Consider the following 12,796-nt stretch of genomic DNA (forward strand, 5'->3'; position numbering starts at 1 on the left):
GGATCACGCTGTGTCGACACCAACAAGAACAAAATTCGAGGAGTTCACCGGTGGTATGCCACTGATCGTTCCGGTCGGCTTCGGGACGGTTCTGCTGGTCGCCATCTTCGCTTCGAAGCTCGGTGACAGTGCGGTGTTCTTCTTCGGCCCACTGGTTTTCGTTACCGCCGGAATTGTGCTGTGGGCGCGAAACAGGGGCGACGACCCAGCAACCGCGACGTCTTCGCTCGTCGGAGCCGGCGTGCTCGTCGCGTGCGGGGTGGTGGTCGCGGTGTGCGGGCTCGCCGGCGGAGCACTTGTCGAGTCCCCGACGTTCTGGGCCTCGATCGCGGTGGCCGCAGCAATCGCGGCCCCGTTGAGCCACGGTGTGCTCCCGCTAGGCCGACGCAGGCACTGACAGTTCCGAACAGCTAGAAAAATGGTCCCGGCCGTCTATACGGCCGGGACCATTCCGTTTTCGAATCGACAAGGGACGCAACTGGATCGTTGCTGTGGGACAACCACCGACCGTAGCTTCAATCCCGTGCACGCCTATCCCGATAGTGCGGGCGTACTGTGGTCACATTCCAGCAACAGTGGCGGACAGGCGAGAGATCTATCGGCCTTACCGTGGAGCGCCAACCGCGACCACCGATTCGGAGAATGTTCGTAACCACTGACTCACTTCGCCGCTGCCGCCGGCGATCACAACGACAGGGCGATCGCCGCAACGCCGCTGTTGGCAGCCGTACTGGCAGAACGCCTCGGCACCGGCATCACAGCGAACGGTGAACCCAGCCCGGTACGACCCAGCAACTGGGATATCGAACTCGCAACAGCCGAGCCTGCACTTGGCGAGATGGCCCGGTGCTACGAGAAGATACTCAGCGCGGGGACTGTGCCGGTAACCGTGTCGAGCCGATGTGCTGTGGCCTTGGCAACGCTTCCGACGGTCGCCGAAACACCGACCCATGCTCTGGTGGTGTGGTTCGACGCACACGCCGATCTCGACACACCCGACACCACCGACATCGATCATCTCGGAGGATTGGCGCTCTTCGGTCCGCTCGGACTGAGGGATCCGACGTTCGGCCGTGGACTCGCCGCATCGAACGTGGTCTTCGTTGGGACCCGGGAATTCGACCCGTTCGAGCAGAACCTCGTCGACGACGGGTCCGTCGAGCTCGTTCGAGTCGGTCGAACATGGCCGAGGAACTCGATGCACTCGTGAGGGGACGGCCTGTCTACGTGCACATCGACTGCGACGTTCTGAACCGGGGAATTGTTCCTACCGACTACACAATCTCGAATGGGATGAGCTTGGAACAAGTCGCGAGCTGCGCACGTGCGCTGGCTCGCGGCGAGATCGTCGGGCTGGAAGTCGGCGAACTCGAGGTGGAAACCGAAGACCCTGAGTCCGACCTACCGGCGCGGACCATCGTCGGTTCGCTCGAGTCGGTTCTCGCCGTCCTTCACTGACATCGTCAGCCCAGCCGAGTCCACCAACGGTCGTCGTGCAGTGTTCGTGTTGCGTCGATGCGCTGCCCTGGCATCGGCACCGCCACCTGCACTCCGACGTCCTGCGCGGCAGCGTGCAGCCGCACGATCGGCTCCGACCACGGGTGAAAAGCCAAGTTGAACGTGGCCCAGTGGATCGGTACGAAGACGCCCGACGCCGTCAGATCGACGTGCGCCGTGACCGCTTCTTCGGGATTCATGTGAATGTCCGGCCAGCGGACGTCGTAGGCCCCGACGGGAAGAAGCGTCAGGTCGAACGGTCCGTAGTTGCTGCCGATCTCGGCGAACTTCGGTGTGTAGCCGGTGTCGCCGCCGAAGAAGACGCGTCGTATCGGACCGGCGAATGCCCAGGACGCCCATTGCGTCGAGTCGCGGGTCAAGCCGCGGCCGGAAAAGTGCCGAGCCTCGGTGCACGTGACGGTGAGACCGCCGATGTTCGTCTGCTCGTCCCAGTCCAGTTCGATGATGCGCTCGTCGGGCACCCGCCATTTGCGCAGGTGTGCGCCGATGCCGAGCGGCACGACGAACGGAGCCGACTGCGCGGCAGCCAACTTCTGCACGGTCGCCTTGTCCAGGTGGTCGTAGTGATCGTGGGAGATCACGATGGCGTCGACCTGGGGTAGGTCGGTCAGCGCGACCGGCGTCGGATGCAGGCGCGCGGGCCCCACCACCGTCGACGGCGAGACGCGATTGCTCCACACCGGATCGGCGAGGATGCGGTAGCCGTCGACCTCGACGAGCACGCTCGAATGCCCGTACCAGGTCACCGCAAGCTCGCCCGCATCCACCGGGGCGATCGGCGGTGCCAGCGGGATCGGGCGTTGCGGTCGTCCTTTACCGCGTTCGGTGAACAGCGAGACCAGAATGTTCTTCTGGCCCTTCTCACCGCGGCCCGGTACGAAACTCGAACTGGGATCGGTGTTGTGGAACCGGCGGTCGCGATAGCGCGGAGACCCGGCCGCATACGGCGAGATCTGCGCCCGTCGGGCACCGATGGCCGACGGCAGACCCCACAGTGCTCGCGCCAACCAGGCCCCGCTCAACGCCGCGGTCGCTCCCACTACCAACTTCGTCTTCGTCACGGCCACCACAGTAGGCGGCGCCGACGTCTTCGCAGCTCACCCGTAGCCTTGCCGTAGAATATTCGCGTCGGTTTTGCTGCTAGAAGGGGAGACATTGAGTACCGAACAGCTCGAATTCCAGGCGGAGACGCGACAGCTCCTGGATCTGATGGTGCACTCCATCTACTCCAACAAGGACAGCTTTCTCCGTGAACTGATCTCCAACTCCTCGGACGCGCTGGACAAGCTGCGCCTGGAGTCGTACCGCAACAAGGACCTGGACGTCGACGTCTCGGATCTGCACATCGAGATCGACATCGACGCCGCCGCCCGCACTCTGACCATCCGCGACAACGGCATCGGTATGTCGCGCGCGGAGGTCATCGACCTCATCGGCACGCTGGCGAAGTCCGGTACCGCCGAGGTTCGCAAGAAGCTCAAGGAAGCCAAGGACGCAGCCGCCTCCGAGGAACTGATCGGCCAATTCGGCATCGGCTTCTACTCCACGTTCATGGTCGCCGAGAAGGTCACCCTGCTCACCCGCAAGGCCGGCGAGAGCACTGCCACCAAGTGGGAGTCCACCGGCGAGGGCACGTACGAGATCACCGACGTCGACGACGCCCCGCAGGGCTCGTCGGTGACGCTGGCTCTCAAGCCCGCCGACGAGGAAGACCACCTCCACGACTACGCGTCCGAGCGCAAGATCAAGGAACTGGTCAAGAAGTACTCCGACTTCATCGCCTGGCCCATTCGCATCGACGTCGAGAAGCGCGTCAAGAGTGAAGAGGAAGGCGGCGAGGACACCGTCACGATCGAGACGGAAACGATCAACTCGCAGAAGGCGCTGTGGACCCGCTCCAAGGACGAAGTGTCCGAAGAGGAATACAAGGAGTTCTACAAGCACGTCAGCCACGCCTGGGACGAGCCGCTCGAGGTCATCCCGTTCAAGGCCGAGGGCACCTTCGAATACCAAGCGCTGCTGTTCATTCCGTCGCAGGCACCGTTCGACCTGTTCATGCGCGAAAGCAAGGCCGGCGTGCACCTGTACGTCAAGCGCGTGTTCATCATGGACGACTCGCAGGAACTGCTGCCCGAGTACCTGCGGTTCGTCAAGGGTGTCGTCGACGCAGCGGACCTCTCGCTCAACGTCTCTCGTGAAATTCTCCAGCAGGACCGGCAGATCCGCGCGATTCGTCGCCGCCTCACCAAGAAGGTGCTCTCCACCGTCAAGGAGCTGCAGAGCGAGCAGCCCGACAAGTACAAGACGCTGTGGTCGCAGTTCGGCACGGTCCTCAAGGAGGGCCTGATCTCCGACAACGACAACCGCGAAACCCTCTTGGGCATCGCGTCGTTCGCGTCCACCAACTCCGAGGAGGGCGTCACCACCCTCGCCGAGTACGTGGACCGGATGAAGGACGGCCAGCAGCAGATCTACTACATGACGGGCGAGTCGCGTCAGCAGATCGAAAGCTCGCCGCACATGGAGGCATTCAAGGCCCGCGGACTCGAGGTACTGCTGCTCACCGATTCGGTCGACGAGGTGTGGGTCGGCAACGTCACCGACTTCGACGGAAAGTCGTTCCAGTCCATCGCCAAGGGCGAGGTGGACCTCGACACCGAGGAGGAGAAGAAAGAGTCCGAGGCCAAGCGCGAGGAGCAGGACAAGGAATTCGCCGACCTGCTCACCTGGCTCACCGAGACCCTCGGCGAGGACGTCAAGGAGGTGCGCCTGTCGACGCGTCTGACGACGTCACCCGCCTGCGTCGTCGGTGACGAATTCAGCTTCTCTCCGCAGCTCGAGAAGATGTACAAGGCGTCGGGACAGTTCGTTCCGACCTCCAAGCGCATCCTCGAACTCAACCCCACTCACGATCTGGTGACGGGATTGAAGAAGGCCCGCGAGGATCGCAGCGACGATCCACACCTCGCCGAGACCGCCGAATTGCTCTACGCGACGGCACTTCTCGCCGAGGGAACGGACCTGAAGGATCCGGCGAAGTTCTCCAAGCTCCTCGCCGATCGCCTCACCCGCACGGTGTAGGGCTTCGCCCTCGTGCGCGTTTTGCGTACCCCTGGATACGCAAAACGCGCACGAGGGTCCACCGGTCGGTGGACGCGAAACCGTCCGCAAGTGTCGAGTATCGATACATGCACTCCACTCGCTTCCTCGAAGGAAACTATGCCCCGGTCACAACCGAGGTGACCGCCACCGACCTCCCCGTCACCGGGCAGATTCCCGACTTCGTCGATGGTCGCTACCTTCGCATCGGGCCCAACCCCATCGAACCGAATCACGCTCGCTATCAGTGGTTCACCGGATCCGGGATGGTGCACGGAATTCGTATCGCCGACGGCCGCGCGCACTGGTACCGCAACCGCTGGGTGCGCTCGGCCGCGGTCAGTCGATCGCTCCGTGAACGTCCCCGACGCGGACCACGCCTGAGCGGAATGGATTTCGCGTCCAACACCAACATCCTCGAACATGCCGGGCGGACTCTTGCGGTCGCCGAAATGGGAACACGGCCCTACGAACTCACTCATGACCTCGACACTGTGGCTCCATCGGACTTCGACGGAACGCTGCGCGGCGGATACACCGGCCATCCCAAGAAAGATCCATTGACGGGCGAACTTCACGCCGTGTCCTACAACCCCATGTGGGGCAACGCGATTCGGTACACGGTGACCGGTATCGACGGACGGGTACGTACCTCTCGCACGATTCCGATGCCGGCCAACACGATGATGCACGACTTCTCCCTCACCGAGAAGTACATCGTCCTGTACGACCTACCCGTGGTGCTCGACCTGTCCGCTTTGGCTCATTCTCGGTTCGGGCAGAGGGTGGCGTCGATGTTCACTGGGGTCGCGTCGCGGCACGCTCTACCCGACGCCGTCTCTCGCACCCTCATGCTGGGGTCGGGGCTGGCGCAACCCGACGTCGGTGTGCCGTATCGATGGAACGACGGGCACAACGCGCAGGTGGTGGTCATCGAGCGCAACGGACGGGGTATTCGTCGATTCGACGTCGAACCGTGCTTCGTCTACCACACCCTCAATGCGTACGACTGCGAGATCGGAATCGTCATGGAACTGGCCCGCCACCCGCGTGCGTTCGATGGCGACTCCGACCCTCTGCCCTCATCCCCGACCCTCGATCGATGGACCGTCGACTTTTCCAGCGGCACAGTTCGGTCGGAGCGACTCGACGACCGCTCACAGGACTTCCCTCGCATCGACGAGCGAGCGCAGGGCCGTCGTCACCGCTACGGGTACACGATCGCGTCGACCCAGTCGGCCGATCGCGGGCAGGTACCCACGGCTCTGTTGCAACACGATATGCACACGGGATCGGTCGTGACGCGAGAGTTCGGTGCCGGTACCGAGCCCGGCGAGTTCGTCCACGTTCCGCGGACACCCGACGGCCCCGAGGACGACGCCATCGTCATGGGACCGGTGTACGACGCGAGCACCGACCGCACAGATTTGATGCTTCTCGACGCCGCGACGTTGGATGTCGTCGCAACGATCCACCTACCGGTACGGATCCCGCACGGATTTCACGGCAATTTCGAGCCGTCGTCCGGTTAAGGTGTGCTCATGGCGTCGGGACCACGTGCGCAGTGGATCTGGTTTTCCGTCATCGGTGTCGTTGTTGCAATTGCAGTCGTGTTTCTTCTCGATTCGACACTTCCCGGAAATACTTCGGTAGCTCTCGCATCGCTGAGCGCACTCGCCCTGTGGGTGTTGGCCATTGGATTCTCTACATTGAAATCGCCTCTGTATGGCAGAGAGTCAACACTATTCGCGTGCGGTGTCATCGCGTTCGCGACCGGAGCAATAGTTGCGGCACCCGCCGCCACCGCAGTCTTTCCTGCTGTCTTTCCACTGCTCTTCATGTCGCTCCCCCTGCGATGGGCGGTGGTGTCCTCGATCGCCATCGACATCGTCGGGTTCGGCACGTTGGCGGCGACCGGAAGAATCGAAGCTGGCGACGTACCGTTGGCTGTCGCGGTGGCACTGATCGCATCTACCGTGGGACCGGTTGTCGGATGGGTGGTGGCGACGGCTGCGCGGCGCACGGAAAATCTGGACCGACTCGTGATCGAGCTCGCCGAAAGCCGAGCAGAGGCAGCCCTGCTCTCTCACGCGGCGGGCGTCGCGACCGAGCGTGAACGCCTTGCTCGCGACATCCATGACACCCTCGCGCAAGGCTTCATCAGCATCGTAACCGTCGCTCAGGCGCTCGAACCGCATCTGGCATCGGCTGCCCCACACCTCCAGCATCACCTGGACCTGATCGAAGGGACCGCGCGGGAGAACCTCGACGAGGCCCGCACCATGGTCGTGGAATCGACCCCGCCATCTTTGGCGGTGAACCCTTTGCGCGACGTGCTGCACCAGCTGACCGACAGCTTTTCCGTCACAACTGGTATCCAGGCCACTTTCGACGCCGTGGGGCGACCTCCGCGAAGTACCGATATTGCCGTCGATGTCGTCCTGCTTCGCTGCGCACAGGAATCCCTCCACAACGTCCGACGCCACTCGGGCGCAACTACCGTGTCGATTCTTCTCGAGTATCTCGATGACTCGATACGAATGACATTGTCGGACAATGGCATTGGATTCAAGGACCATCAAGAGGGGCACGGGCTACACGGCATGCGCGCCCGCGTCGGCGACGTCGGCGGCACCTTGACGCTGCCCACCGCCCATGTCGGTGGAGCAACGGTCCACATCGAGATTCCGCTGTGACACCTACCGCTGCGACACCTACCGCTGCGAGACCTACCGGTGCGGTGCTACGGGTACTGCTGGTCGACGATCATCCGGTGGTACGCACCGGCATCCGCGGAATGTTGGAGCCATTCTCGGACCTCGACGTAGTGGGCGAGACCGGTTCGGGAGCCGAGTCCGTCGAACTTGCACAATCGCTGCGACCGCATGTCGTGCTGATGGACCTGAGGCTCCCCGACCTGGACGGGGTGTCCGCCACACGCGAGATACTTGCCGTCGTTGCGACGAAGGTGGTCATCGTGACGACCTACGACACCGACGCCGACATCGTGCGGGCGGTGGCGGCCGGCGCCTCGGGATATCTGTTGAAGGACTGCACCGCATCGGAATTGGCGGCCGCAATCAGGTCCACCGCCGGCGGCGGCACGGTGCTCGCACGGCGCGTCGACCGCCGAACGACAGCCCTGACAGTGCGCGAGATCGAAGTGCTGGGTCGCGTTGCCGCGGGCCTGTCCAACTCGGAGATCGGGCAGGCCCTGTACATCGGAGAGTCGACCGTCAAAACACACCTGCTCCGCATCTTCACCAAACTCGAGGTTTCGGACCGTACTGCTGCGGTGATCACAGCAGTGCGGCTCGGAGTTCTGTAGGGCTTCGCCCTCGTGCGCGTTTTGCGTACCTCTGGACACGCAAAACGCGCACGACGGGGGGGCTACTGCGGCGGAAGGATGTGCTCCCCCGTCTTGTCGGTGCTCAACGACAGGGAACTGATGTACTGCTTCTCCCCGTTCGGTCCCGGCACGTTGGACGCGATCATGTCGGGTCGCTCGAATTCCATCCCGCTGACGTGGCACATCACCAGCGCGTCGGAGGGGTTGCCGTGCTCGTCGAACATCGGCAGATCGATGCCGTCGTCGGTGCGTCGCAGGTAGTACTTGCCCTTGGTCGCCACCGCCAGGATCGGCGGAAGCACCAGTGCGAGAACGAGAGCCACGATCGGCGAGTAAGGTTTGATCGCCGATCCGAATGCGCCGAAGAACACCAGAATCGACAGAATCGCCGACACCGCCATCGATCCGAAGCCGACCGGGTTGACGTTGTACAGCATCCCGCGTCGGAACTCGGGCACCTTGGGTGAGAGCTTCAGGATGTACTTGTTGAAGACGATGTCCGAGGCAACCACGGCGATCCAGGCGATACCGCAGTTCGCGTAGAAGCCGAGGATGTTGTTGAGGAAGCTGAACATGTTGGCTTCCATCAGGATCAGCGCGATCGCGAGGTTGAACAACACGAAGACCAAGCGGCCCGGGTAGGTCTTGGTGAGGCGGGTGTAGGAGTTCGTCCACGCCAGCGAGCCGGAGTACGCGTTGGTGACATTGATCTTGATCTGGCTGATGACGACCAGGATCACCGCGAGTGTCATGGCGAGCCAGCCCGGCATGAAGTTCTCGTAGATCTCGAGAAACTGGTGTACCGGCTCGTTGGCGATGGTGGATCCGTCGACGACGTTGGCAATGAGGTAGACCGCCAGGAACAGGCCGACAACCTGCTTGAGGGCACCGAAGATGACCCAGCCCGGTCCGGCGAGAAGTACTGCCGTCCACCAGCGTCGAGAATTCTCGGGGGTCTTGGGCGGCATGAAGCGCAAGTAGTCGATCTGCTCGGCGATCTGCGCGATGAGCGAGAGACACACGCCTGCCGCAAGCATCACCGATCCGATGTTGACGCCCTTGCCGTCGGCACCGTCCTGGCCGCCGTAGGCGAAGAACTCTCCGACCGAGTCGGGATTGCTGATCACCAGGTAGACGAACGGCAGCACCATCAGTACGAGCCACAGCGGGGTGGTCCAGACCTGGAGCGTGGCAAGGGCTTTCATGCCGTAGATGACCAACGGGATCACCATGATGGTCGACACCGCGTACCCGATGGGCAACGGAATACCCAGGCCCAGTTCGAGTCCCTGCGCCATGATCGAACCTTCGAGCGCGAAGAAGATGAACGTGAACGTCGCGAAAATGACGTTGGTGACCACCGACCCGTAGTACCCGAATCCGCTTCCCCGCGTGATCAAGTCGAGGTCGATGTTGTACCGAGCAGCGTAGTACGCGAGCGGAAGTCCGGTCAGGAAGATGACGACGGCGAACACCAGGATGCCCCAGAGTGCATTGCCGGTTCCGTAGGAAATTCCGATGTTGGCACCGATGGCGAAGTCCGCAAGATAGGCGATGCCGCCGAGCGCGGACGTCGCAACCACACCGGTTCCCCATTTACGGTAGCTACGCGGCGCGAAGCGCAGCGTGTAGTCCTCTAGCGTCTCTTTGAGCGCGGAGTCTGTCGGCGCTGGCTGTACGGCGGTCATGAATCAGTAACGTAGAACCGCCACGTTGCCGGGATGTCTTGTGGAGATGTAGCTACTGTTACTCAATCCGGCGATTGGGACATCCGCCGAGGAATCGAGCGGGGAGCGCCGCCGCATGCGTCGGTCACCAGGGCAATAACGCTCGCCAGCACGGGAGCCCGCATCACCCAACCCAGCACTGCCCATCCCAGCGTCAGATGTTCGAGCGCACATCCGATGGCGCGGGTGCCGTCGGCGAAAACGCGGCCGTCGGCGCTCTCGTACCTAATGCGGCGCAACTCGTCGGGATGATTCTCCGCAGCCGCCACGGTCAGTCCCGCCGACGTCCGCTTCGCGAACCACGGCCCGACGGCGCTGCACGGATCGCAGGTGACCGAGGCATACAGCGTGCCCGACGCCCGATCCGCGCTCGCGTGCCGGCGCGGCAGCCAGTCACGCACGGTCGATCGATAGTCGATCCACGACCGACCGAATCGCCGACGCAGGTGGCCCTTCTCGTTCCACGCGGCGATTCCGCTACTGAAGGCCATGCCTGCCACCGCGGCCAGAAGAAGAACGACCTCGCCGGTCAGCAGAGCCGCCAGAGCGAGGATCAGCACGGCGCACAGCTGCATCGGATTGGCCACGTACGCATGGGGACCCGAGACGACGAGCCTGCCGGGCGGGTCCCACGGAAACGGGGTGCCGCCGCCGATGATGGCGAAATCCCATACGGCCCGCAGCGCGACGATGCCGACCAGTGCGATCAGCTGCATCGTCACCGAATCCAGCGGTCCCCCGATACCGGCCAGCACGCCCGACCATGTTCTCCCCGTCGCCTCGAACGCGGCGGCGGGAATGACGAAGAGCAACAACGCCGCGAACAGCACCATCTGCAACACCACCCGCGCGCGCAGTGCGCGCTGGAACGCAGTGAGCATCCCCAGAGCCGTTGCAGGAACCAGACATACGAGAACCGCAAGCAATTCGCCCCACCACCACGACGGCGTCAAGACCACCAGCGGCTCGAGGCTGCCCATCACCAGCACGTCGGCAGCGAGCAAGCCGGCAACGACGGGTAGCGGGTTCACCCAGCGGGACAACAGGATCGGTACGGCTCCCCACAGCAGCGCCCAACCCAGGATCACGTCCACCGGTACCTCGGACCACGCCAGGCCGTCGGTTCCGAAACTCCACCAGTCGAGTCGAACCGCGAGCGCATTGATCGGCAACAGGCTCACCGCACTCCACAGCAATGCCAGCAACGCGGCACCGCGTATCCGCGTATCCGCTTGTCGACCACGGTAATCCACAGCGCGGCAACCGATATGAGCGGCACCATCAACACTGCCGCTCGCAGCACCGCGATGTCGAGACCGGTCTGCATCGCCGCGATCACGCTCGCAGGTCGAGCGAATCCAGTAGGTACCCGGCTGCCCGCTCGGCGACGAAACTCTCGATGGGACCGAAATACCAGGCGGGTGCCAGCTCACGATCGAAATTCAACGTCCACGTCACCGCGGTTCGGCCGTCACTCTGCTCGGCCCAGCCGACGTCGATCGTCTTCCAGGTCAGCCACGTCGCGAGCGGAGTCGTATCGGAGACCACCTGCATCCGAATCGACGTCGCGGTCCGCTCGGTCACCTCGAGCGTCAACGCCGAGGACTGCTCACCCCAATGGTGGGTGGACAACAGAGCGGGTCGATGATGCGCACCCGCGAACTCGACGACGCGCCGATCACCGACCTGCGAGCCCTGAACTCGTTCGTGCTGCGGCTCAGGAAAGCCCCAGGACAAGATGCCCGACGGCTCGACGTCGTGAAATCGCAACGGTGAGTCGACGGCCCGAGCCACGTCGGCGGAGGAGGCGTCGAACACGCGGGTGCAGGACACCGTCGAATCCGGCGGAAAGGTGGTTGCCGGCAGGACACCCTCGGAGGCCATGACCAGCAACAGCACCGGCAGAATCGAGATCTGCAGTTTGTTGCCGCCCGTCCGCCCGACGTATCCCACAATCGTGACGACGATGATGGCCACCCCGTAGAACAGCGGTGCCGCGAAGATGACGCAGACGAAGCCCTCGCCCAGCACGATCATCGACAGCAGCAGACACACCGTCACGACCTTGACCGTCGTCCCGATCACTCTCCCCCACGGGGCGGAGAGCACGACGACGATGGCCAGCACCGCGGGGATGCCGATGTAGAACGCGGCCGTCTGATCCTTCCCGGTCTCCTGCAGAATTCGGCGGGCGATCACTCCCACGGCGAACGCCAGCACGATTGCGGACAACACCCACTGCTGACGGTTCGGTCGATGTGGTTGCGGAACGAAGTCTGGTTCGGAGCCCCCGGTGTCGGTCATCGAGACAGTTCAACACACCCGCATCGGTCGAGTGCAGGGAACGTCAGGCGACTGCGCGAGCCGCCAGCAGCGAGAAATTCGACAGCTCGGCGCGGAGCATGTTCATCGCCCGATGCTGGGCCACCCGCACGGCACCCGCCGTCATACCGAGCGCTTCGCCGGTTTGCGGAGCCGTCATTCCCCACACGACGCGCATGAGGATGATCTTGCTGTACTTCGGCGGCAGGGTGTTCATCAACGCCTGAGTGTGAGTGCGGAGTTCATCTCCGAGCGCGACCTGCTCCGGTCCGGCATCCGTGGATTGTTCCTCGGGCATCTCGTCCATCGCGAACGTCTGTCGCAGCGCGGATTTGCGCCCGGCGTCGGCCAGCTTGTGAGCGGCGATCCCGTACACGAAGGCCATGAAGGGTTTACCCATGTCTCGGTACTTGGGAATGGCGGTGACCAGTGCGAGGCACACCTCTTGCACGACATCGTCCGCGGCGACGTCGAGGTTCCCGATCCGGGCGGCGCAGTATCGGCGAACCGGTGGCTGAATCAGCACCAGCACCTGTTCGAGTGCCGGTCGATTTCCCGCAACGGCGCGGGGCACAACATCCTCGAGCATGTCCACGCCCATGGCCGATCTCCTCACTGGCAACGCGCGCCGTCACCGTCAGCGCTCATCAGTACTTCGGTACCGATTCCCGTTCGGTTTGGTCCGAGGAGCTATCACACCGAAGAAGATTGTGATTCAGGTAACACGGCGTGTCGTCGAAGCGAAGTACCGGACAACACCGTCATCGTCGTTCGTGTCACT

13 protein-coding genes are annotated in these 12,796 nt (G+C 63.3%); 7 read left to right on the plus strand and 6 right to left on the minus strand.

Translation table 11 applies throughout. From position 1 onward, the window contains the following. Window positions 1-55: 55 nt before the first annotated feature. The 3 genes from ACNEOT_RS16735 to ACNEOT_RS16745 all read left to right on the plus strand — a co-directional run bounded on the left by ACNEOT_RS16735 (window position 56) and on the right by ACNEOT_RS16745 (window position 1,458). A complete protein-coding gene (locus ACNEOT_RS16735; RefSeq protein WP_415975347.1) occupies window positions 56-397 on the plus strand; it encodes a hypothetical protein in 342 nt (113 codons plus the stop codon). 321 nt (window positions 398-718) lie between these two features. Beyond that, a complete protein-coding gene (locus ACNEOT_RS16740; RefSeq protein ID WP_415975348.1) occupies window positions 719-1,210 on the plus strand; it encodes an arginase family protein in 492 nt (163 codons plus the stop codon). Further along, entirely contained in the window at window positions 1,183-1,458 is a 276-nt protein-coding gene (locus tag ACNEOT_RS16745; protein ID WP_415975350.1) for an arginase family protein, read from the plus strand. The genes ACNEOT_RS16740 and ACNEOT_RS16745 overlap by 28 nt, the downstream gene beginning before the upstream one ends. A gap of 5 nt (window positions 1,459-1,463) precedes the next feature. On the opposite strand, the gene ACNEOT_RS16750 is transcribed toward ACNEOT_RS16745, so the two are convergent. After that, the gene (locus tag ACNEOT_RS16750; protein ID WP_415975351.1) at window positions 1,464-2,579 is read right to left on the minus strand and encodes an MBL fold metallo-hydrolase; all 1,116 of its coding nucleotides are present in this window, start codon (window positions 2,577-2,579) and stop codon (window positions 1,464-1,466) included. Window positions 2,580-2,673: 94 nt separating this feature from the next. On the opposite strand from ACNEOT_RS16750, the gene htpG reads away from it, so the two are divergent. The 4 genes from htpG (at window position 2,674) to ACNEOT_RS16770 (ending at window position 7,945) form a co-directional block, all read left to right on the plus strand. Further along, window positions 2,674-4,599, plus strand: a complete 1,926-nt coding sequence (gene htpG, locus ACNEOT_RS16755; RefSeq protein ID WP_415975352.1) for a molecular chaperone HtpG — start codon at window positions 2,674-2,676, stop codon at window positions 4,597-4,599. Between the two features lie 107 nt (window positions 4,600-4,706). Further along, window positions 4,707-6,149, plus strand: coding sequence for a carotenoid oxygenase family protein (locus ACNEOT_RS16760; RefSeq protein WP_415975353.1), 1,443 nt, complete (start codon window positions 4,707-4,709; stop codon window positions 6,147-6,149). 9 nt (window positions 6,150-6,158) lie between these two features. After that, complete coding sequence (locus tag ACNEOT_RS16765) at window positions 6,159-7,313, plus strand: sensor histidine kinase (RefSeq protein ID WP_415975355.1); 1,155 nt, start codon at window positions 6,159-6,161, stop codon at window positions 7,311-7,313. 44 nt (window positions 7,314-7,357) lie between these two features. Beyond that, window positions 7,358-7,945 (plus strand): response regulator, encoded by a 588-nt coding sequence (locus ACNEOT_RS16770; protein WP_027495958.1) that lies wholly within the window; start codon window positions 7,358-7,360, stop codon window positions 7,943-7,945. Between the two features lie 62 nt (window positions 7,946-8,007). Here ACNEOT_RS16770 and ACNEOT_RS16775 read toward each other — a convergent pair whose 3' ends face one another. From ACNEOT_RS16775 to shbA, 5 genes are all read right to left on the minus strand, one after another. Next, a complete protein-coding gene (locus tag ACNEOT_RS16775) occupies window positions 8,008-9,654 on the minus strand; it encodes a purine-cytosine permease family protein (RefSeq protein ID WP_415975356.1) in 1,647 nt (548 codons plus the stop codon). Between the two features lie 62 nt (window positions 9,655-9,716). Beyond that, complete coding sequence (locus ACNEOT_RS16780; protein WP_415975358.1) at window positions 9,717-10,874, minus strand: methyltransferase family protein; 1,158 nt, start codon at window positions 10,872-10,874, stop codon at window positions 9,717-9,719. Next, the gene (locus tag ACNEOT_RS16785; RefSeq protein ID WP_415975360.1) at window positions 10,871-11,032 is read right to left on the minus strand and encodes a hypothetical protein; all 162 of its coding nucleotides are present in this window, start codon (window positions 11,030-11,032) and stop codon (window positions 10,871-10,873) included. Before ACNEOT_RS16785 ends, ACNEOT_RS16780 begins: the two co-directional genes overlap by 4 nt. Then, complete coding sequence (locus tag ACNEOT_RS16790; protein ID WP_415975362.1) at window positions 11,029-11,997, minus strand: hypothetical protein; 969 nt, start codon at window positions 11,995-11,997, stop codon at window positions 11,029-11,031. The genes ACNEOT_RS16785 and ACNEOT_RS16790 overlap by 4 nt, the downstream gene beginning before the upstream one ends. Before the next feature lie 43 nt (window positions 11,998-12,040). Next, a complete protein-coding gene (shbA, locus tag ACNEOT_RS16795; RefSeq protein WP_415975364.1) occupies window positions 12,041-12,616 on the minus strand; it encodes an RNA polymerase sigma factor ShbA in 576 nt (191 codons plus the stop codon). Window positions 12,617-12,796: the final 180 nt, after the last annotated feature.

The organism is Rhodococcus sp. 077-4, from assembly GCF_047782425.1.
Taxonomy (GTDB): Bacteria; Actinomycetota; Actinomycetes; order Mycobacteriales; family Mycobacteriaceae; genus Rhodococcoides.

Coding starts and splice junctions, on each gene's coding strand:
- ACNEOT_RS16735 (WP_415975347.1), top strand. CDS start 56: ATGCCACTGATCGTTCCGGTCGGCTTCGGGACGGTTCTGCTGGTCGCC.
- ACNEOT_RS16745 (WP_415975350.1), top strand. CDS start 1,183: ATGGCCGAGGAACTCGATGCACTCGTGAGGGGACGGCCTGTCTACGTG.
- ACNEOT_RS16760 (WP_415975353.1), top strand. CDS start 4,707: ATGCACTCCACTCGCTTCCTCGAAGGAAACTATGCCCCGGTCACAACC.
- ACNEOT_RS16765 (WP_415975355.1), top strand. CDS start 6,159: ATGGCGTCGGGACCACGTGCGCAGTGGATCTGGTTTTCCGTCATCGGT.
- ACNEOT_RS16775 (WP_415975356.1), bottom strand. CDS start 9,654: ATGACCGCCGTACAGCCAGCGCCGACAGACTCCGCGCTCAAAGAGACG.
- ACNEOT_RS16790 (WP_415975362.1), bottom strand. CDS start 11,997: ATGACCGACACCGGGGGCTCCGAACCAGACTTCGTTCCGCAACCACAT.
- shbA (WP_415975364.1), bottom strand. CDS start 12,616: ATGGGCGTGGACATGCTCGAGGATGTTGTGCCCCGCGCCGTTGCGGGA.